Source organism: Oryzibacter oryziterrae (genome assembly GCF_021864535.1).
GTDB classification, from domain to species: domain Bacteria; phylum Pseudomonadota; class Alphaproteobacteria; order Rhizobiales; family Pleomorphomonadaceae; genus Pleomorphomonas; species Pleomorphomonas oryziterrae.
This window is the reverse complement of record NZ_JAKJIC010000005.1, coordinates 150,435-170,417: the sequence shown is the minus strand read 5'-3', so window position 1 is coordinate 170,417 and position 19,983 is coordinate 150,435. Positions and strand designations below refer to the sequence as shown.

Below are 19,983 nucleotides of genomic sequence, written 5' to 3'. Positions count from 1 at the left end.
CGTCCGGCATGCGATATGCCGGGCAAAATCTCAAGTCAGGACCATCACCAGAAACCGGGCGGGTGGTCAATGGCCTCGCCGACAACAGGGGCAAAAATCCGGGGCCGCGGCTCAGCGGGCACGATCGTCGATGATCGCACGGTCGTTGATCAGGATCCCTGTGAGGCGTCGGTCGAGATGACGGGCGCGCCAGGCGGCAAGGCGTTCGGCCATGGCGAGGCGAACGGCGGTATAGGCGGGGTGGTCCGCCAGATTGCGCAGCTCCTGCGGATCGGTCTCGAGATCGAACAGCAAGGGCGGCAGGTCTGCATGGCCGACGTATTTGTAGCGGTGTGTGCGGGCAACCGCGAGATTGGCGTGATCGGGATGGATGTCGAGGGGGCCGCCGAGTGCGGCGGCGGCGTCTCGGTAGTCGGCTTCCCAATAGACCGCGTCGCGCACGTCCGCCGGCCGTTCGCCATTGAGCCAGGGTAACAGGGTCCGCCCGTCGAGCGGATGCTTCGCTTGGCCGCCGAGGCAATCGAGGAGCGTGGGGAAAAGATCGATGGTGGCGGTGAAGTCCTTGACGACGGTGCCGTGACCGGCCGGGCGGCGCGGATCGGCGATGATCAGCGGCACGTGATAGCTCTCGTCATAAAAGCCGAACTTGCCGAGGGTGTGCCGGTCGCCGAGCTGCTCGCCATGGTCGGAGGTCAGAATCACCAACGTGTCGCTGCGTCCCAGCGCGTCGAGGCCATCCAGAAGCCGGCCGAGTTGGGCGTCGACCTCGGTCACCATGCCCCAGTAGGTGGCGCGAGCCTGGCGGAAGTCGGCCTCGGACCATCGAGAAGCCGGAATGCTCTCGCTGCCGCAGGCAAAATCGCTGCCGAGCGTCTTGCGCATGTGATTGGCGACGACCGGGTGCACGGCGGCATCGGCAGCAGCCGTTGCGGCGCGTTTGAACGCCGGGCCATCGGCCGGATCATACATGGTCCGGAATGGGTCGGGAACGATCCAGTGGGGATGCGGGGCGAAGAAGGAGAGGTGGGCAAAGAAGGGGCGGTCCGCCGGTTCGCCAGCAGCCCAATCGAGGAAGGCGTCGGCCATATAGGCGGATTCGGTCTGATGGCGATTGAACTGAGGTTCGAGGGGGGCGGGGCGCGGCGGCGCTTCGCCCTTGGGCAGGAAGATCTGCCAGGGTTCATTTGGCTTGGGAATGCCGCGCGCCGCCAACCAGTCGAGCCATCCGGTCGGATCATCGGCGCGTTCGAGCACTTCGGTGAACCCGTTGAGTTCGCCCTGCCAGCGGCGGCGGCGGGTCGGGTCGGTTTCCCAGGGTTCGGGGACCTGATCGGCGTGACCGAACAGGGCCGGCTCGTAGCCGATCCGCCGCATGGCTGCAGCCAGATTGTCAAAGCGCTGATCAAGCGGGGCGCCGTTGCGCACCACGCGGTTGGTCATCTGATGCAGCCCGGTCCAGAGGCAGGCGCGTGACGGACCGCAGGGTGTTGCCTGAACGAAATGGCGGGCAAAGCTGACGCCGCGCGCAGCCAGACGATCGGCAGTGGGCGTGCGGACAACCGGGGCGCCCAGGTGGCCGACGGCGTCGGCGCGCCATTGGTCGAACGTGACAAGCAGGACGTTGGGGTTTTGACGCGGCGACATGGGCATCCTCAGGGCATTCGGTTTCAGCCGGCAGCTTCTGAAGAGGCCATGTCAGATATATGACGAAAGAACAATGGGTCGCCGGCGCGAACGTGTCACGAGGAGCTCATGGCCCGAACACCTCTACAGGGTCGAGACGACATTCAGGTCCGGCGACACCAGGATCGCCTTCATGCCGAGCCTTTCGGCCAGCGCCAAGCCTTCTGCCTCACCTAAAACCATCAACACGGTGGCCCAGGCGTCGGCATCCATGCAGGAGCGCGCGAGAACGGTGGCTGAGGCAAGTCCGCCTTCCAGAAGGCGGCCGCTACGTGGGTCGACCGTATGGGAGAGGCTCTTGCCGTCCACGTCAATGAAATGCCGATAATTGCCGGATGTGGCCACGGCAGCATCGGAAAGTTCCAGCACCCCCATGGCCGTGCGGATGCCGCGTTCGGGACGCTCATGGGCAACAGCCCAGGGCGAGCCGTCGGGCTTGAGGCCGCGGCCGGCCATTTCTCCGTCGATGCCGACCAGCCAGGATGCGTGGCCGAAAGCGTCCATCACGCGCCCGAGTTCGTCGACGCCAAACCCCTTGGCGATGCCCGAAAGGTCGAGCGTCAAGGGGGCCAGCTTTCGCACCTGTCTTTCCCTGGCGCGCAGCTCCAGGGTCCTTGCAACAGGTCGCAGGGCGACGTCTCCGCGGCTGGACAGGTTGGCTTGGTCGCGTTGGCCGCGACCGGCACCAAAGCCCCAGGCCGTCACGATGTCGCCGACACCGATGTTGAAGACGCCGCCGGAGAGCTCGCCGATCTCCAGCGCGCGGGCGAGGACCGTCGTCAGCTCAGTTGGGATGTCGAGCCATTCACCGATCGCGGCGCGATTGATCCGGTTGAGGTCCGAGCTGGGGCGAAAGGTCGACATCTGCTGCTCGACCCGCTCGGCAGCGTCCGCGAGAGCCTGACCAAGCGGAGCGGTATCGAGATCGGGCGCGGCGTAGAACACGGCGCTGAAACGCGATCCCATGGTCGGACCGTTCAGCATGTAACGCTTGAGGTCGGTCATGTCAGTAGACGTCCTCGACATACTGGCCGCGTGCCTTCAGCATCTGAAGATCGAGGCCGAGCGGTCCGACAACGTCCTCGATTGCCTGCGACACGCCGGCGGCCATGTCACGCCCACCGCACACAAGGATCTGCGCGCCGCGATCAATGAGATCGCGCAGGGCATGCTGGTCGGCAATCAACCGGTCCTGCACATAGCCGCCGCCGGGAATGCGCGAGAAGGCGGTGTTGAGCGAGGTCAGGCGGTTGCCGGCGAGATGGTCTTCCAGTTCTTCGCGGTAGAGGAAGTCCGAATGGGGCGCGCGACCACCCCAGTAGAGGTGTACCGGCCGACCGGCATCGTTGCGGCGGATGAAGCCTGCGAGCGGGCCGATGCCGGCGCCAGCACCGACCAGCACCAGCGGTGCGGTACCGGTGACCGGGCGGAAGGTGGGATTGTCGCGAATGAACATTTCAATGCTGTCGCCGCGGCGCAGGCCATGCAGATAGCTTGAGCAGAGGCCCCCCGGCTGCAGACGAACGCAGATTTCCAGGACGCCGTCGCTGGAGGACGAGGCCAGCGAATAGAAGCGCGGCACCGTGGAGCCCGGCGGCAGAATGCCGACCAGGTCACCGGCTTCGAAGACCGGCAGGCGACGACCGAAGACGAGCTTCCACAGGCTGTCGGTGCGGGCGGGACGGGGGACGGCAAAACGCAGGATGGCGGTTGGCGCCCCGATGTCGGTGCCGTAGAGCTGGCGGCCGATCAGTTCGAGCGCCTGGGTCTTGGGCAGGGCAGCGACATGTTCGAGCGTCAGGTCGAGACCGAGGGCGGCGCCGAGTTCGAGGCCCCAGCGGGCAAACTCCTGCGAGGACTTGCGGTCAACCTGGCAATAGTTCACGAGGGCGGGCATGCCTTTGTCGGCAAGGGCTCCTTCCACTTCCGTTGCAAAGCGGCAGAAATGGGTGAAGCTGCGGTCGCCGAAGCCGAGAACGGCCACGGGCATGCGTCCCCGGAAATGGGTGAGGCGCGACAGGAAGTTCTTCGCTGAGGCGGGGGCTGCACCGTCGCCATAGGTGGCGGTCAGCACGAGGAGGCGCTCGGCGCGGGCATAGTCCCGGGCCAGGGCATTCATGGGGGCGGTGTGAACCTTGAGGCCATGACGCGTCAGTTCGGCGTGCAAGGCGGCGGCAAAGCCCCAGGTGCTGTTGCCTTCGCTGCCGACCAGAATGACGGTGTCGGCGGCCTGGGGCTTGGCGTTGTGGCGAATCCGCGGCAGGGCAGCACGGCGGCGCCACCAGATCAGCGTTCCCGTGAAGGCGAGCAGCGGCACGGTGGCGGCGGAGAGGCCAAGCACCAGGCCCAGCTGCCAGAGGCCTTCGCCGGTGTGCAGCATGTAGATGGTTTCATAGATGCGCTTGGCGAGCGGAGCGGGTTCGAAGCTCAGCGTGGTGCCGTTGGCGCCATCGACATAGCTGGTGCCGTCGGCCGTGATCAGCGTGTAGATGTCGGTGGGGTCGCCGGCGTAGGGGAAGTCCAGTTCGCGCAAGGCGTTGATGTCGACGGTCTTGAGGGCAGCGAGCGAACCGACCGGGGCGGCGGGCCCACTGGTGGTAACTTCGGGCGCTGTGGCTTCGGTCGTGCTCCCATCGTCGACCAGCTCGAAGGTCGTAGCTGTCATGTAGCAGCCGGTCAGGCCGCTCAGCAGCAGGCCGATGATGGCAAAACGCGCCAGTTCGCCGTGCAGTCGCTGCGTGCGGCTGCCACGGATCGGACGCAGGATGGCCCGCCAGCCGCCGAGGCGGCCTGCGAGCAGGAAAGCGCCGGAGATCGTCAGGATCACCATGGCACCGGCCCCGATGCCGGCCCCGATGCGGCCGTTATCGCCGAGGAGCAGGGCCCGGTGCAAATCGGTGATGAACTGGACAGTGGTGGAGGGCTGATAGGGACCGAGAACCGCTCCGGTTGCCGGATCGACCTGTTCAATGCCGGCCACGCCGGCGTCGAAGTAGTGGACGAGGATCAGTCCGGACGGCTTGCGTTCGATGTGATCGATTTCGTCATGGCGCGAAAGAGCGGCTTCCGCGACGGCCGCGACCGACATCTCCCTCGGGGCAGAGAGGGAGATGCCGGCGCGCTCCAGGGCCGGATTTGCCGAAAGGACGGCCCCGGAAACGGAGAGCACCAGAAGAATGAGGCCGACAACGAGGCCGGGAACGGAATGCAATACGCGCAACATCAGGGAACTCCGGCGTGAGGCGGTCACGTTCTTCAGGGGCTAGGATTACATGTCGAACTGGAACGCAGAGACGTAGCCAGCACCCGACACGGCCTTGCCGGCGCTGGCGCTGGTGAGCGGAACCACCACGTCGGAGGGGAAATCGTTGCCGTCTTCTGCGGCCGTGTCGATGTGGATCTCGTAGCCGGCGTCGATCAGGGCATCGGCGACGTCGACCTTCACCTTCAGCGTTTTGCCGGGACCGACGCTGGCTCCGGTCACGCCGTCAACGCCGGTCGGACCATGGGCTCGGGCACGCGTCCAGTCGCGCAGGTGGCGAAAATACTTGCCGCGACTGCCCGAGAGATCGAGGGTCGACTTGAGATTGCCCTGCGCGTCGGTGACGTAGATGGCCATGTAGGCATTGTTGCCCCAATAGCTCTTGATGGTGGTGGTCAGCGTGACGCTGCGCGCTTCAGCGATTGTGGGCAGGACAAAGGCAGCGGCAAGGCCGAGCGCGATGGGGGTGGGGTTCATCAGGGACTCCGGGGTGGTCATCGAATGCCCGGACCTTGACGCATCAAACTGACAAGGACCTGAAGGAACGCAGAAATTTCGTTCAGCTTGCCGTCAGCTTCGTATAAATCTGTAACGGTTACGGTTGCATCTGGCTGGATTTCCGGTCGCGCGGCAGCACCACGCGGGCGAGAAAACCGTCGGACTTGCCGGGGCGCGGGGAGAAGATTTCCAGCGCGGAGCCGGCGCCGCGCGCAACAGCGTCGGCAATTGCAAGGCCCAGGCCGGCGCCATTGGCCTCCGTGACCCCCCGCTCAAACGGGCGGCGCAGCCGATCGACGACGTCGGGGGCGATGGCCGGGCATTCGTTGGAAACCTCGAAGGCCAGGTCTTCACCAAGCGTCACCTGTACCTCCGAATCGATCGGCGCATGTTTCAGCGCGTTCTCGACGAGGTTGCGCGCCAGGACGGCGAAGGCATCAGCGTCGATGATCGAAAGCGCGCGTCCCGATTGCGGCAGCGTCACGATCAAGCGGTCGGCGGCGTCATGCTCCCGATTGCTGTCTTCCAGAACATATCGCAGGACCACCACCATATCTTCGGCCCGCTCGCCGATCAGGCTGCCGCCTTCCGCCTTGGCCAGCTGCATCAGCTTTTCCGACAGGCGTGCCAGGCGCTTGAGGGCTGAGGCGATGGCGCGGGCGCGCTCGCGACCAGGCCCTTCGTCGAGTTCGCTGATCAGCCGCTGCGTCTGGGCCAAAGCCGCGGCGACGGGCGTGCGCAGTTCATGCGCACTGTTGGCAGTGAAGCTGCGCTCGGCCTCCAAGGTGTGACGCAGACGCTGCAGCAGGTGGTTGACGGCGACCGCGAGCGGCCGGATCTCGGCGGGCAGCGCTGCGGTGGTGACGGCGCTGAGATTGCCGTCGCCGCGCGCTTCGATCTCGGTGCGGAAGGCGATCAGAGGGCGCAGCGTGAAGCGGGTGACGCCCCAGACGCCGATCAGGCTCAAGGGTATCAGGCCGAAAAGCGGCCAGATGAGGGAGCGAATGGCACGCCACACCGTCGACTGCCGATGTCCCGGGGTCTCGAGCGTGGTGACAAACAGTGTGCCCCGTACGGCGCCGACGGTGAAATAGCGATAGCCCGGACCATTGTGGAAGCCCGGGGCGAGATTGTCGGGGAAGGGCGTGCCGACGCTGTCGCGCGACTGCATGAGCACGACACCCTTGCTGTCCCGGACCACGTAGGAGATGTATTCGTCGCCGTCGGTCGCCGAGGCGATGGTCTGCACCGGGGTGTCGTCGAGAGGCGAGTTCTCCCGGTTCAGCCATTCGCCATAGGCAAGTGGCAGGACGCGCTGCGCAATCGACTGCAGGGCGCCATCGAAGACCTCGTCGATCTCATGGCGAACGACGAAACTGGCGGCGCCGGTGGCGGCCAGCCACAACAGTGTGACACCGGCGACGAGGCCGAGGCTGAGGCGGCGCTGCAAGCTGCTGCGGGGCGGGCCGGCGCGTCTCATGTTTCCTCACCCTGACGGCCGAAGCGGTAGCCCATGCCGCGAACGGTCTCGATGGCGTCATGACCGAGCTTCTTGCGCAGGCGACCGATGTAGACCTCGATGGTGTTGCTTTCGACTTCGGCATCAAAGGAGTAGAGCCGTTCCTCGAGCTGCGCCTTGGAAATCAAGGCGCGCGGCCGCTGGGCAAAGGCTTCGAACAGGCTCCATTCGCGCGCGGTGAGGGTGATGGCCTTGCCGTCGCGCTCGACGCTGCGTCCGGCGAGGTCGACGCTGAAATCGCCGAGCTTGAGGCGCGGATTGGGATTGCCGGTATAGCGGCGCGCCACGGCGCCAACGCGGGCGGAGAGTTCAAACAGGTCGAAGGGCTTGACCAGATAGTCATCGGCGCCGGCATTGAGCCCGGCGATGCGGTCGGATATCTGGTCGCGGGCCGTGAGGATGATGACCGGTGTCACGGCACCTGACGTCCGCAAGGACTTGAGAAAGTCCAGACCGCGCCCGTCGGGCAGCATCAGGTCGAGCAGGATCAGTTCATAGGCAATGGTGGCGCAGCAGGCGTCGGCGTCGTCGAGCCGCTTGGCCCAATCCACCGTGTGTCCGTCTGCGGCCATCTGGTCACGCACGGCCATGCCGAGCGTCGGATCGTCCTCCACCAGCAGCACCCGCATCGCGTTCCCCTTGCCTTGTCCCGGTCAAGTCTGTGCCGGCCAGGAACGACCATTCCAGCGATTTGCTGACAGCCAGCTGAAAATGAAGCTCAAATCGGTTCAGCTTGTCGTCAGGCCGTTGTGGCAGTGTTGGCTCCTGGGGCGTGAAATAGCAAGGTGGGGTTGCCCCGACACGACCTCGGCTTCTATGCGGAGCCGTTACAATGTATGTATGAGTTAGTTTTGGGTGGAGGCGAGCGTGAACAGGCTTTTCCTGATTGGCAGCGTGGTGGCGGCTGTGGTGTTGGCGTCGCCGGCGCATGCCGAGCATGAGCGGCATTGCGACGTGCCCATGTCCGATTGGCAGCCTCGCGATGCGCTGATCGCACAGGTCGAGTCGCTCGGCTGGAAGGTGCTGCGCGTGCGGACCGACGATGGCTGTTATCTGGTCTACGGGCAAAATGAGCGCGGGGAGAAAGTTGTCGGCAAGTTCGATCCGGCGACGCTGAAGATCATCCGCATGATCGTCGACTATGACGATTGAGCCTGGACGGCTCTCTCTTGAAGATGTGAGGGCCAGTATTGTCGCATGACCTGTCACGCGGCTGAACTGGTGCCCTGGCTGCCGTAGCAGCGCTGTCACACCTCGCCAGCAAAATCCGCAGCAGTGCACTTTCGTCGCCGGAGCCGTAGGGCCTTCTGCTAGTTTGGCAGGACGGGGCGCGGTTCCCGTTTGCACGAGGGCCTATGTTCGATCTTCTCAAGACCCTTCTCGAAGACCTGAAGTTGCGCGGAGCCCGCGCCAAGCCGGATCTCAGCGACGAACGCGTCGCGACGGCGGCGCTGCTCATTCATACGATTGCCGTCGATGGACGGGTATTGCCCAATGAGAAGAGCGCTCTTCGCCAGTCCCTGTCGCGCAATTTCGACATGACGGCTGAAGAGGCGGATCAACTGATCGAGACAGCGCGTCGCAGGGCTGAAGAAGAGGCCGATTTCTTCGGCTTTACCAGTGTTCTCAAGCGGTCGCTGGATGGGCCGGGCCGGGCTCATGTGATCGAGTTGATGTGGGAGATCGCCTTTTCGGACGGTGTGATCCACGAGTTCGAGGACAATGTGGTCTGGCGCGTCGCCGACCTTCTGGAAGTGCCGCAGGCCGAACGCATGGCATTGCGCGCCAAGTTTGCCGGCGGTGGCGACAGCTAGACGCTCGTCGTCTGCAGTCTTTGCAAAATGCGAGGGTCAATCGGCTGTTCCGGCAGTTGATCCCATATTCAGTAGCTGCGGCGGACTCCCGTACAAGATATGGGAGAAATCTTTCTTTTCCTTGGAAACGGAATCGCAACCATAATCCCCCAAATTGAGGGGCGTCGGCGATGAGTTCTTGCGTAGCCGTGCGCCGTCCGGCGCTATACTGGACCTGCCCCCAACTGGTTTTGCGTAGGGGGCCGAGTCTTGTCGTCTCTGATGAACATGGGTGGGGCAGCCGCGTCGGCTGTTCACCCGTCTCGCGCAAGCTGCCGATCGGCAGGTTCATCCGGTTGAATGCGGATGTGTTTTCCGCGTAAGGCCCGGCGGGCCGGGCTTCTTCCCTGATTTTCTGAGTTTTTTGCTCATATCTGCAGCCGCTGGTGTCGCATTGCCACGGCGTGCTCCTGCAATCGGCTCGCAAAGTTGATCTCGCGCAAGTCGGATCCTGCCGCAAAGGTGCATGGTGTATCCAAGGACTTGCAGCCGGCTTGCTCGGCTGCCGGCGGCGCAGCGGCCTTGCAAGAGAGGCGCGCGATTTCCGCGCCGGACGCAGTCCGGGAGCCGACCTAAGCGGCTTCATTCCCGCTCTTCCTCGGGCAGGCCGGACACAAACGTGGTGTCTGCGGTGGTCGCGAGGGACTTTGGCAAAGGACAAGGATCGTGACCAATACTCAACGCGCCGATTGGCTGGACGAAGCTCGCATCACGTCCGCTCTCGCCATGACCGGCGACACCGACGCCGCAAAGGTGCGGGAGATCCTGGCCAAGGCCCGCGAGTTGAAGGGGTTGTCGGAACGCGATGTTGCCACGCTCTGCACCGTGCGCGATCCCGACCTCGTGGCGGAAATGTTCGACGCGGCGCGTTACGCCAAGAATGAGATCTACGGGCCGCGCATCGTGATGTTTGCGCCGCTCTATTTCTCCAACATCTGCACCAATGAATGCGTCTATTGCGCCTTCCGTCGCTCCAACAAGGAGCTCGATCGCAAGGCGCTGTCGCTCGACGAGATCGAGTCCGAGACGGCGGCGCTCATCGATCAGGGGCACAAGCGGATGCTGCTGATCGGCGGCGAGGCCTTCCCCAAATCCGGGTTCCAGTATCTGCTCGACGCCATCGAACGCATCTATTCGGTCAAGCGCGGTCGGGGGGAGATCCGCCGCGTGAATGTGAACGTGGCGCCGCTCAGCACCGATCAGTTCCGCGACCTGAAGGCGGCGCAGATCGGCACCTATCAGCTTTTCCAGGAAACCTATCATCGCAAGACCTATGCGGAGATGCATCTCGACGGCCCCAAGGCCGACTTCGACTGGCGCGCGACCGCCATTGATCGGGCGATGGAAGCCGGCATCGACGACGTGGGCCTCGGCCCACTGTTCGGTCTTGCCGACTGGCGCTTCGAGATGCTGGCGCTGATGCAGCATATCGGTCATCTCGAGGACAAGTTCGGCGTCGGTTGCCATACGATCTCGGTGCCGCGCATGGAGCCGGCGGTGGGGTCGGATGTGTCGATCAACCCGCCGCACATGGTGTCGGACGACGACTTCAAGAAGATCGTCGCGATCCTGAGGCTGGCTGTGCCCTATACGGGCATCATCATGTCGACCCGCGAAACCGCGGAAATGCGCCGCGCCACCTTCGAGCTCGGCGTGTCGCAGATCTCGGGTGGCAGCCGGACCAATCCGGGCGGCTATGCGACTCCGGCCGAGGAGCAGGCGGCGCAGTTCACCCGCGGCGATCATCGCAGCCTCGACGAGGTGGTGCGCGACGTGGCCGAATGCGGCCATGTGCCGTCCTTCTGCACGGCCTGCTATCGCATGGGTCGCACCGGCGCCGATTTCATGGATCTCGCCAAGCCCGGCCTGATCCGCGAGATGTGCGGCCCCAACGCCCTGTCGTCCTTCATGGAATACATGATGGACTACGGTTCGGACGACACCATTTCGGCTGGCGAAAAGGCCATTACGGCCGAGATCGCTGCCATGGAGGCCAAGCCGCGGCGCTGGTCGGAAACGATGATGCGCAAGGTCCGTGAGGGCAAGCGCGATGTGTTCAGGTGAGACCAGAACCGAGCACGATCTGATCGGTGAGCGCGCGGTTCCGGCCGATGCCTGGTGGGGCATCCATACGCTGCGCGCTCAGGAGAATTTTCCGCTCTCGGGCCGGCGCTGTCATCGCGAGCTGATCATCGCGATGGCAGACGTGAAGGCGGCTGCGGCGCAAACCAACGGGCGCCTCGGCCTGCTATCGGCAGAGGTTGCCGGTGCGATCCTGGGAGCGGCCGACGAGTTGATCGGCGGTGGCCCGCTGTTCGATGCTGTCGTCGTCGATGCCCTGCAGGGCGGTGCCGGCACCTCGCTCAACATGAATGTCAATGAGGTTCTGGCCAATCGGGCCGAGGAAATCCTTGGCGGCCAGAGGGGATTGCATCGTCACGTGCATCCCAATGATCACGTCAACCTCAACCAGTCGACCAATGACACCTTTCCGACCGCGTTGAAGGTCGCGGCAATTCGTCAGCTGCATCGGCTCGAAAAAGCCATTGCGGATCTGCAGCTTGCCTTTCAGGAGAAGGAGCGGGTCTATGCGGGCGTGGTTAAGATCGCCCGCACGGAGTTGCAGGACGCTTGCCCGATAGCCTATGGCGCGGTGTTCTCCGCCTGGGCGGAAGCGCTGTCGCGCGATCGCTGGCGCGTGTTCAAATGCGAGGAACGGCTGCGGGTCGTCAATCTTGGCGGTACCGCGGTGGGCACCGCGATCACCGCCCCGCGCGACTATGTGTTTCGCGTGGTGGATGCGTTGCGCGCCCGCACCAAGCTCGGACTGGCCCGCGCCGAGAATCTGGTGGACGCCACACAAAACGCCGATGCCTTTGTCGAGGTGTCCGGCATTCTCAAGGCTCATGCGGTCAACCTGTTTAAGATCTCCTCGGACTTGCGCCTTCTGTCGTCCGGGCCGCAGGCGGGCTTTGGCGAGATCCGACTTCCCGCGGTGCAGGCGGGGTCGTCGATCATGCCCGGCAAGGTCAATCCTGTGATCGCCGAGGCCGTGGGGCAGGCAGCCATGCAGGTGATGGGGCAGGACCAGATCATCACGCTGGCCGCCCAGAACGGCCAACTGGAACTCAACGCCTTCTTGCCACTGCTCGCCGACAGCCTGCTGCACAGTCTCTCGATCCTGACACAGGCCTGCCTCCTGTTCCGCACGCGCTGTGTCGAAGGCCTGTCGGTGGACGAAGCTGCCTGTCGGGCCAGCGTTCGTGAGAGCCGCACCGTGGTCACCGCGCTCCTTCCGGTCCTCGGCTACGAAGCCTCGACCGCGCTGGCCCAGACGGCCGCGACCGAGGGGCGCAGCATCGTCGAACTTGTGCTCGAGCGCCGGCTCGTCGAACCGGACGCGCTCGAACAGCTTCTTTCAGCCAATGCCATGACCTCACTGGGTCACAGGGGATAGCCATGCTCAACACCCCCAAGGGACTTCGCCTGCATATCGGTGTCTTCGGTCGGCGCAATGTCGGCAAGTCGTCGCTGGTCAACGCCCTGGTGGGGCAGTCGGTGTCAATCGTCTCCGATGTTGCAGGCACCACGACCGATCCCGTCGAGAAGTCGATGGAGATTGCGCCGCTTGGACCGGTGATGTTCATCGACACCGCTGGTATCGACGACGTGGGCGATCTCGGCGAAATGCGCAAGGCCAAGACGGCTGCCGCGCTTGAGCACACCGATCTCGGCATCATCGTGACCGATCAGGCCGGGATTGGTGCTGACGAAAGGCAGTTGATCGAGGCGCTGAAGGCGCGGTCGACACCCTTCTTCGTGGTGTTCGGCAAGGCAGATCTCGGTGTGCCGACGCAAGAGGCCATCACGTACCTCGACGAAGCGCGCATTCCCTGGATTTCCGCCTCGGCGCAGACCCCGGCCGACCGGCCCAAGCTGTTGGCCGCACTCCTGGATGCCGCGCCCGATGATCGCTTCGAAGAGCCGCATCTCGTTTCCGACCTGATCCCGGCTGGCGGCCATGTGATCCTGGTGGTGCCGATCGATCTCGCGGCACCCAAGGGCCGGCTGATCCTGCCGCAGGTGATGGCCATCCGCGACATTCTCGATGCTGATGCCGCTTGTACTGTGGTCAAGGAGCGGGAACTGGCCGATGTGCTGCGTCGGCTTGACCGCAAGCCGGATCTGGTGATCTGCGATTCGCAGATCGTGCTGAAGGCGGCCGCCGACACGCCGCCGGACGTTCCGCTCACCACCTTCTCGATCCTGATGGCGCGCTTCAAGGGCGACCTGCCGCAGCTTGCGGCCGGCGCGGCGGCCATCGACCGGCTGAAGCCGGGCGACCGGGTACTGATCGCCGAAGCCTGTAGCCACCATTCCATGGCCGACGACATCGGACGGGTGAAGATCCCGCGCTGGCTGCGCCAATATGCCGGCGGCGATCTGCAGTTCGACGTGATTGCGGGTCGCGATTTCCCTGATGATCTCTCGCCTTATGCCCTGACTATTCAATGCGGGGGCTGCACGGTGAACCGCAAGATGCTGCTGTTGCGTCAGCGCCGCGCTGAGGCGCAAGGGGTGCCGATGACCAATTACGGCGTGGCCATCTCGCGGGTGCAGGGGGTGCTGGACAGGGCGCTCGAATGTTTCCCGGCAGCCCGTGAAGCCTATGAGCGCGCCAATCAGGGATAATCCCGCGCGGCTTCGCTGGGGCGTGGTGTGACCACGGCCATCGGTTCGGCAAGGATACCCGTGAAATGAAAAGCTCGGCTCCATCCACTGCAGGATTTCCTGTCGTGGATGGAGCCGAGCTTTTTCAAACTGTTATCTGTGCTTGATGGAGTGACCCGGCCCGGTGCCGATCATGCGGCCGATCGACCAGATGCGAGCGGAGGCGCAGCCGGCACAGAGGTGATCCTCCTCATCGACGCAGGGCTTGTCGGGGTAGAGCATGTAGCTCTTGCGGTATTTGCCCGGCGTTGCGTTGGGCATGAAGACATTGGCGCCGCGCTGCAGGACCAGATCGCGGCCAGCGTGCGGCCATATGGCATCGAAGGCGGTGGTGGCCGGGATATGGGCGTCCGGGTTGACGATCCTGAGGGCCGCAACGGCGGCAAAATACATGTCCGGGTCATCGGCATAGGCATTGAGCTGGCCGGCCAGCGGCGTATCCGGGTGGGCGATGAACGGACCGATGCCGATCATGTCGAGATCGAAGTCGCGACACAGCAGGATGTTGTCGGCGAGGATCTCCAGCGTTTCGCCGGGCACGCCGATCATGAAGCCGGAACCCACTTGTGCCCCGACGGAACGCAGGTCGCGCAGGCATTGCAGGCGATCCTCAAGGCTGCAGTCGGGATGCAGGCTGGCAAAGAGGTCCGGATCGGATGTCTCAAAGCGCAGCAGATAGCGGTCCATGCCGGCTTCGCGCCAATAGGCATAGGTGTCGCGGGGGCGATTGCCGCAGGACAGCGTTACCGCCAGGCTTGTCTCGGCCTTGATCCGCCGGACGATCGTGGCGATCCGCTCGTCTTCCTTGGGTGTGGCGACCTCGCCCGACTGCAATACGATCGTGGTCTGGCCGGACGCCTGCATGCGATGGGCGACGTCCATGATCTCGGTGGAATCGATGCGATAGCGCTTGGGATTCCGGTTGGACTTGCGGATGCCGCAATAGACGCAATCGTTGGCGCAAATGTTGGAGAACTCGACGATGCCGCGCAGGTAGACCGCGTCCCCCATCACATCGGCGCGCACAAGGTCGGCGCGGGCAAAGAGTTCGTCCCGTGGACTTTGAAGCAGTTCGATGACGCTCTGACGGTTGAAGAGGGACATGACTGGCGGCTTCCTGATGCGGCTCGGTGCAGGCCGAACAGCCTGAGCTCGATGCGTTTGAAGCCAGATAACAAGAACAAGAGGCAGCCCGCTTTGCGGCGGATCACATGCCGCGTGAAAAGTTGTCTTTTCCATTCGGGTCTCGGCCGAGAAAGCGTCAAATTTTGACAGTCGTCCCAAGCAGTTCTGTGTGTCTGCCGCCCGGCGCGTTTGTTACTTCCTATTGCAAAGACCTGCCCCCGCCAGCGCCGACCCGGTGCGGCCTGGCACGTCATGTGGTCTGGAGTAGGAAATGGCTCGGCTTGGCACCCGATTTTTGACTGATTTGGTTTGTGGCGCCCGGCGCCTCTTGGGTGGCCGCGAGTTGCGACGCCTTGTGGTCGCCCTGCATGTCGGGATCATTTTCCTGATGTCCGCGGGCTATGCCATGGCGGCCGATGCCGTTGCGCCTGATTTCACGATCAATTTGACGATGGGTGACCATTTCAGCGTCGAGCAGGCCATCGAGACGCACGCGTCGGGCAGCTATATCGACTATAGCTTCGGCGACCCGTCTCACGGGCACTACGCCAATGACGGCGATCATTATTACAATCCGGACTCCTGTTTTGTCGGCACCGACACGATCAGCTACACGCTCTTTTCGGAAGGTCCCGATGGAACCATTTCGACGACAGGCACGATCACCATCAACGTGACTGGTCCGACGGTAACCGTCTCACCGGCAAGTCTTGCGGACGGCGTGGTCGGGACCGGTTACAGCCAGACCGTGTCGGGAAGTTCGTCGACCTCCGGCACCTGGGCCTACTCCGTATCGGCCGGCAGCCTGCCGGCTGGGCTCGGCATCGATACAGGCTCCGGCGAGATCTCCGGGACACCGACCGCTGCGGGGACTTCGTCCTTCACGATCGAAGCCGCGCTCAGCGGCACCAGCCATGGCAGTTGTACCTTCACCGGGACTCGTGATTACTCGATCACCGTGAGTGCGGCCCCGCCAGTAGCTTCCGACGTTTCGATGTCGGTCGAGGAAAACAGCAGCGGCAACGCCGTAGCTCTGTCGATCAGCGGATCCTATACGTCAGTAGCGGCGGCCACATCTCCGTCGCATGGCTCGATCAGCGTTGCCGGCACGACGATGTCCTATACCCCCGATGCGGACTATTCGGGCCCTGACAGCTTCACCTATACTGCGACCGGTCCGGGCGGAACGTCAAATGCCGCCACTGTGTCGATTACGGTGAGTTCGACCCCGCCGGTGGCTGCCGACGTTTCGATGACGGTTGAGGAAAACAGCAGTGGCAACGCCGTAGCTCTGTCGATCAGCGGGGGCTACACGTCTGTGGCGGCGGCCACCTCTCCCTCGCATGGTTCCGTCAGTGTTGCCGGCACGGGCATGTCCTATACGCCTTCGGCGGACTACTCGGGCGCCGACAGCTTCACCTATACTGCGACCGGTCCGGGCGGCACATCTAATGTCGCGACCGTGTCGATCACCGTTCAGCCGGTGACGACCGTGACGCTCACGCTCACCCCCGCGTCATTGCCCCATGGTGTCGTCGGAGCGCCTTATAGCGAAACCTTTGTCGCCTCGGGGGGCACTGCACCCTACACTTATGAGCAGCGTGCGCGCGCATCCGGGCTGCCCGCCGGGTTTGTGCTTGCCGCCGACACCGGCATTCTCGCCGGCACGCCGCGGGAGGCCGGGACTTTCACCTTCTCCGTCACCGCTACGGACTCTGGTGCTCACACTGTAACCCGCAGCTACTCCCTGATCATCGATCCGAAGCCCGACCCGCTCGATGACCCTGAAGTCCACGAGATCGTAGATACTCAAGGGGTGACCGCCGATCGCTTCGCCTTCGATCAGATGGATAATGTCAATGGCCACCTTGAGGGGCTGCATGGCGCCAACTGTCTCGTCAACAGCCTGGACGCCAATCTGAGCGGTGGTCAGACGGATCTCAATGCCGCGCCGGCCGGTAGCGCCACGGCGTCGGCCGGCGGGACTGGCGGTGGTGCCAAGACCGGTCCTGTCGCCAGCAAGCGCAAAGATGAGCCCGGTGCTTCCTGCTCGACGCTCGCCAACGGCCGGATGGCCGTGTGGTCGGCAGGCAATGTGAACTTCGGCTCGACCAAGGCGAATGGCGATCTTGCCGACTTCATTTCGGTTGGACTGAGCGCCGGTCTGGATTTCCGGCTCAACAGCGATCTTGTCATTGGTGGTGGTCTCGGTTTCGGGCGCGACAAGACTGATATCGGCGATCAGGGGACATCGGTTGACGGCAAGGCCGTACTCGGCTTCGTCTACGGAAGCTGGACCCCCGTGGACAATGTCTTTGTCGACGGTGTTGCCGGGGTTGGCACGATGTCCTTTGACACCGATCGCTATGTCTTGAAGACAGACAGCCTGGTGTCGGGCACGCGTGATGGCCGCCAGGTCTTCGGCAGCCTGACGGCTGGCTACACGCTTGAGAATGGCGGTTTGACCTTCTCACCCTATGGCCGGATTTCCGCCGCCTATTCGGTCTTTGACCCTTACGACGAATCCGGAAGCACGGGCAACGAACTCAGCTTCGGCCGGCAGACCCGCTCGACGGTTACCGGCCTTGTCGGCGTACGCCTGGCCTATGCCATTGAGACCGAATGGGCATTGGTAGAACCGCGCCTGCGGCTTGAGTATGGTCATGACTTTACCGGCTCAAGCGCCCTGGAAGTGACCTATGCCGGTGGTGGTTCCGGTGGCACTTCGGCTTCGGGCACGGACAGTCAGGCTGACTTCTTCAATGTCGGCATTGGCGGTGATGTCCGCTTCACCAATGATGTCGCGCTCGGCCTTGACTATACGCTGCGGGCTGATGGCGATGGGGTAAGCCAGCAGCAGATCCGCTTCAGTCTGGTCAAGCAGTTCTGACGGCCAGCGACAGCACGGAGATGAATGGCAACGCCCGGCGACATCACATCGCCGGGCGTTGTTTCTCGAGGGGGCTGTCCGCAGCGAAAGATCAGGCGCGGCTTCTCTTTGCCGCCGCAATGATTTCACCGAACAGGTCGAGATCGGCGAGCGAATCGGCTGGCGGTGTCGGGTTGGTAGCCCCTTGGGTGGCGAGGGCATGGAAGGCGCGCATTTCAACGTCGAAGGGATCCTGGTGGAAGGGACCGAGGCGGGTCAGGCGGTTGCCGGTCTCGGTCGAGTCCTGCAGGTCCGTCCACATGGGCAGGTTGCGGATGTAGGGCGTCGGATATTCGAAGGAAATCCGACGGTTGCGGGTGTTGATCTCCATGCCGGCCTCGAAGCGGACCACGTCGCCGATCATGCATTCGTAGATGGCGTTGAAATGGCCGTAGTCGAGGAGGGCCGTGATCTGCATGCCACCGAGCTTCACCTCGGCTGCAACCACACGTTTTGGGCTGCCGCCCAGAATGTCGCGCATGGCCGAGAGGGAGTGCGAGGAAAGACCGGTCAGCACCTGATAGGCGGTCTGCAGATCAGCGGGGGCGTCCGGGCCGCAGACCTCCGCCAGCATGGAGGCGCGCAGGGCGCGGCTCGTGGCGATGAGATCGGCGGAAATGTCGTCCTTCGGGGTGACGACGCTGTCGGTCTGGCGGAAGAACCAGGGGCCTTCGCAGATCACGTCGCGCACCCGCACATAGGTGATCTCCTCGCGCGGCGGCATCGCGGCCTTGGCGGCGGTGAAGGCAGGGGCGAAGCGGCGCATGTAGCCGACCATGACCGTCTTGTCGCTGCGGACGGCCGCGAGCGCTTCGAGGTCGGCCCGGGTCAGACAGGCCGGTTTCTCAAGGAAAACATGCTTGCCGGCGGCAAGCGCGGCGCGGGCGTGCTCGCCATGATGCTGGTCGGGGCTCAGTACCATGACCGCGTCGATGCCGGGATCGGCGAGCAGGGCCTCGACCGAGGGATGACGACGGGCAATGTCCCAGCGATCGGCAACCGTGGCCAGGACCGACGGTGACGGATCATAGGCCGCTGCGACCGCAAACAGGTCGCCGAGACGAGAAAGTATCGGCAAATGAATGAGTTGGGCGACTTCTCCGAGCCCGATGAGGCCGAGTGACAGGGCCATTGGATACTCCTCCTTCAGAGATGGTCCGACAGCGGTGCGGCGAAAGGGTGGGGCGGGACGCTGCCCGCAGGCCTTTCCGAATCCGACGCTGTCCTATCGCGACTGACTTAAATTCATGTCAGTGATTTTTTCAATCCAGATGTGGGCGCTTTTTTGCCGAGACAAGTGCGATCCTTGTTCGGATCGCCTTGTCCGCGTCGAATGGTCCGGAAAATCCGGCCTTGTTGGAAAAATGACGCGGCGTCTATTAATTTATGTTTTGTGGATTTAATATCCGACTGACCGTGGCGCTCACCGTCGAATCAGGGTGGGCGCTGCGTCTTGAAAACGAGGAGATCGGGACGATGAAAATCGCGACTGCACCGGACGCCTGGGGCGTGTGGTATGCCAGCGATCCGCGGCAGGTGAGTTGGGAGAGGTATCTCGACGAGGTGCGCGACGCGGGATATTCCGCAACCGAAACGGGGCCTTACGGCTATCTGCCCACCGACCCGGCCAAGCTTCTCGACGAACTCGGCAGCCGTGGCCTCTCGGTGTCGGGCACGGGGATCGTGCATCCGCTCAGCACGGCTGACGGTCTGTCGACGCTGTTGCCGCGGGTGCGCCAGACGGCGGAGCTTCTCAAGGCGACGGGCGGCGGCTGGATCCTGCTGATGGACGACTCCGACCTCTATCCCCTTGGAAAGGGACGCGAATTGGCTGGAGCCGAGTGGAGCCGCCTTGTCGAGGCGACGCGGGCGGCGGCCAAGCTGACGGTCGAGGAATATGGGCTCGGCTTCGTGTTTCATCCGCATGTGGGCACGGGCGTCGAGACCGAGCCGGAGATCATCCGGCTTCTGGAGGAAACCGACGAGAAGCTGGTGGGCCTATGCTTCGATTTCGGCCATCATGCCTATTCCGGCTATGACCCGGTGGCCTTCATGAAGCGCTATGCCAGCCGCATTCCCTATTACCATTTCAAGAATCTCGATGGCGCGATGCGCAAGAAGATCGCGGACGAGAAGATTGATTTCGTTCAGGGATTCCAGATGGGCGTCATGTGCGAGCTGGACAAGGGCGTGGTGGATTTCGCTGAAGTCACCGACTTCCTCAGGGCGAGTGGCTATGACGGCTATGTGGTTGTGGAGCAGGACATGTATCCCTGCCCGCCGGAAAAGCCCTTCCCGATTGCCAAGCATAACCGCGAGGTTCTGCGCAGGCTCGGGCTCTGAGAGGGACGGGGCGAGGGTGCCGCGCCTTGGTGGCACCCTT

Annotated in this window: 16 protein-coding genes; 7 read left to right on the top strand and 9 right to left on the bottom strand. The window is 63.7% G+C overall.

Annotated features, from left to right (window positions below; translation table 11 throughout):
* Positions 1 to 111: 111 nt before the first annotated feature.
* The 6 genes from L2I41_RS07660 to L2I41_RS07635 form a co-directional block, all read right to left on the bottom strand.
* Positions 112 to 1,644, bottom strand: a complete 1,533-nt coding sequence (locus L2I41_RS07660; RefSeq protein WP_237152942.1) for a sulfatase-like hydrolase/transferase — start codon at positions 1,642 to 1,644, stop codon at positions 112 to 114.
* A 123-nt stretch (positions 1,645 to 1,767) separates the two neighbouring features.
* Positions 1,768 to 2,688, bottom strand: a complete 921-nt coding sequence (locus tag L2I41_RS07655) for an FAD:protein FMN transferase (protein ID WP_237152941.1) — start codon at positions 2,686 to 2,688, stop codon at positions 1,768 to 1,770.
* Between the two features lies 1 nt (position 2,689).
* Entirely contained in the window at positions 2,690 to 4,906 is a 2,217-nt protein-coding gene (locus L2I41_RS07650) for a PepSY domain-containing protein (protein ID WP_237152940.1), read from the bottom strand.
* A gap of 45 nt (positions 4,907 to 4,951) precedes the next feature.
* Positions 4,952 to 5,422, bottom strand: coding sequence for a DUF2271 domain-containing protein (locus tag L2I41_RS07645; RefSeq protein WP_237152939.1), 471 nt, complete (start codon positions 5,420 to 5,422; stop codon positions 4,952 to 4,954).
* Between the two features lie 118 nt (positions 5,423 to 5,540).
* Positions 5,541 to 6,923 carry a sensor histidine kinase gene (locus L2I41_RS07640; protein ID WP_237152938.1) on the bottom strand — a complete coding sequence of 461 codons (1,383 nt, stop codon included), beginning with the start codon at positions 6,921 to 6,923 and terminating at the stop codon, positions 5,541 to 5,543.
* Positions 6,920 to 7,591 (bottom strand): response regulator transcription factor, encoded by a 672-nt coding sequence (locus L2I41_RS07635; protein ID WP_237152937.1) that lies wholly within the window; start codon positions 7,589 to 7,591, stop codon positions 6,920 to 6,922. Before L2I41_RS07635 ends, L2I41_RS07640 begins: the two co-directional genes overlap by 4 nt.
* Before the next feature lie 238 nt (positions 7,592 to 7,829).
* On the opposite strand from L2I41_RS07635, the gene L2I41_RS07630 reads away from it, so the two are divergent.
* The 5 genes from L2I41_RS07630 (at position 7,830) to hydF (ending at position 13,507) form a co-directional block, all read left to right on the top strand.
* A complete protein-coding gene (locus L2I41_RS07630; RefSeq protein WP_237152936.1) occupies positions 7,830 to 8,114 on the top strand; it encodes a PepSY domain-containing protein in 285 nt (94 codons plus the stop codon).
* A gap of 203 nt (positions 8,115 to 8,317) precedes the next feature.
* The gene (locus L2I41_RS07625; RefSeq protein WP_237152935.1) at positions 8,318 to 8,776 is read left to right on the top strand and encodes a tellurite resistance TerB family protein; all 459 of its coding nucleotides are present in this window, start codon (positions 8,318 to 8,320) and stop codon (positions 8,774 to 8,776) included.
* A 705-nt stretch (positions 8,777 to 9,481) separates the two neighbouring features.
* Entirely contained in the window at positions 9,482 to 10,879 is a 1,398-nt protein-coding gene (gene hydG / locus L2I41_RS07620; RefSeq protein WP_237152934.1) for a [FeFe] hydrogenase H-cluster radical SAM maturase HydG, read from the top strand.
* Positions 10,866 to 12,272: an aspartate ammonia-lyase gene (locus tag L2I41_RS07615; protein WP_237152933.1), complete on the top strand. Its 1,407-nt coding sequence runs from the start codon at positions 10,866 to 10,868 to the stop codon at positions 12,270 to 12,272. The genes hydG and L2I41_RS07615 overlap by 14 nt, the downstream gene beginning before the upstream one ends.
* A 2-nt stretch (positions 12,273 to 12,274) precedes the next feature.
* Positions 12,275 to 13,507: a [FeFe] hydrogenase H-cluster maturation GTPase HydF gene (gene hydF / locus L2I41_RS07610; protein WP_255720134.1), complete on the top strand. Its 1,233-nt coding sequence runs from the start codon at positions 12,275 to 12,277 to the stop codon at positions 13,505 to 13,507.
* 132 nt (positions 13,508 to 13,639) lie between these two features.
* Here hydF and hydE read toward each other — a convergent pair whose 3' ends face one another.
* Positions 13,640 to 14,650, bottom strand: coding sequence for a [FeFe] hydrogenase H-cluster radical SAM maturase HydE (hydE, locus tag L2I41_RS07605; RefSeq protein ID WP_237152932.1), 1,011 nt, complete (start codon positions 14,648 to 14,650; stop codon positions 13,640 to 13,642).
* A gap of 271 nt (positions 14,651 to 14,921) precedes the next feature.
* The gene (locus tag L2I41_RS07600) at positions 14,922 to 15,134 is read right to left on the bottom strand and encodes a hypothetical protein (protein WP_237152931.1); all 213 of its coding nucleotides are present in this window, start codon (positions 15,132 to 15,134) and stop codon (positions 14,922 to 14,924) included.
* Between L2I41_RS07600 and L2I41_RS07595 the strand changes: the two genes are divergently transcribed.
* Positions 15,123 to 17,561 (top strand): autotransporter domain-containing protein, encoded by a 2,439-nt coding sequence (locus L2I41_RS07595; protein WP_237152930.1) that lies wholly within the window; start codon positions 15,123 to 15,125, stop codon positions 17,559 to 17,561. The genes L2I41_RS07600 and L2I41_RS07595 overlap by 12 nt on opposite strands.
* A gap of 91 nt (positions 17,562 to 17,652) precedes the next feature.
* Here the strand turns inward: L2I41_RS07595 and L2I41_RS07590 are convergent, their stop codons facing one another.
* Positions 17,653 to 18,732 carry a Gfo/Idh/MocA family protein gene (locus L2I41_RS07590; protein WP_237152929.1) on the bottom strand — a complete coding sequence of 360 codons (1,080 nt, stop codon included), beginning with the start codon at positions 18,730 to 18,732 and terminating at the stop codon, positions 17,653 to 17,655.
* A gap of 344 nt (positions 18,733 to 19,076) precedes the next feature.
* Between L2I41_RS07590 and L2I41_RS07585 the strand changes: the two genes are divergently transcribed.
* Positions 19,077 to 19,943, top strand: a complete 867-nt coding sequence (locus tag L2I41_RS07585; RefSeq protein WP_237152928.1) for a sugar phosphate isomerase/epimerase family protein — start codon at positions 19,077 to 19,079, stop codon at positions 19,941 to 19,943.
* The last annotated feature ends 40 nt before the right edge of the window (positions 19,944 to 19,983 follow it).

Bases quoted from the DNA above. Each gene is read 5' to 3' on its own strand.
- L2I41_RS07660 (WP_237152942.1), bottom strand. From the start codon at position 1,644: ATGTCGCCGCGTCAAAACCCCAACGTCCTGCTTGTCACGTTCGACCAA.
- L2I41_RS07655 (WP_237152941.1), bottom strand. From the start codon at position 2,688: ATGACCGACCTCAAGCGTTACATGCTGAACGGTCCGACCATGGGATCG.
- L2I41_RS07650 (WP_237152940.1), bottom strand. From the start codon at position 4,906: ATGTTGCGCGTATTGCATTCCGTTCCCGGCCTCGTTGTCGGCCTCATT.
- L2I41_RS07645 (WP_237152939.1), bottom strand. From the start codon at position 5,422: ATGAACCCCACCCCCATCGCGCTCGGCCTTGCCGCTGCCTTTGTCCTG.
- L2I41_RS07640 (WP_237152938.1), bottom strand. From the start codon at position 6,923: ATGAGACGCGCCGGCCCGCCCCGCAGCAGCTTGCAGCGCCGCCTCAGC.
- L2I41_RS07635 (WP_237152937.1), bottom strand. From the start codon at position 7,591: ATGCGGGTGCTGCTGGTGGAGGACGATCCGACGCTCGGCATGGCCGTG.
- L2I41_RS07625 (WP_237152935.1), top strand. From the start codon at position 8,318: ATGTTCGATCTTCTCAAGACCCTTCTCGAAGACCTGAAGTTGCGCGGA.
- L2I41_RS07615 (WP_237152933.1), top strand. From the start codon at position 10,866: ATGTGTTCAGGTGAGACCAGAACCGAGCACGATCTGATCGGTGAGCGC.
- hydF (WP_255720134.1), top strand. From the start codon at position 12,275: ATGCTCAACACCCCCAAGGGACTTCGCCTGCATATCGGTGTCTTCGGT.
- hydE (WP_237152932.1), bottom strand. From the start codon at position 14,650: ATGTCCCTCTTCAACCGTCAGAGCGTCATCGAACTGCTTCAAAGTCCA.
- L2I41_RS07595 (WP_237152930.1), top strand. From the start codon at position 15,123: ATGGGTGACCATTTCAGCGTCGAGCAGGCCATCGAGACGCACGCGTCG.
- L2I41_RS07600 (WP_237152931.1), bottom strand. From the start codon at position 15,134: ATGGTCACCCATCGTCAAATTGATCGTGAAATCAGGCGCAACGGCATC.
- L2I41_RS07590 (WP_237152929.1), bottom strand. From the start codon at position 18,732: ATGGCCCTGTCACTCGGCCTCATCGGGCTCGGAGAAGTCGCCCAACTC.
- L2I41_RS07585 (WP_237152928.1), top strand. From the start codon at position 19,077: ATGAAAATCGCGACTGCACCGGACGCCTGGGGCGTGTGGTATGCCAGC.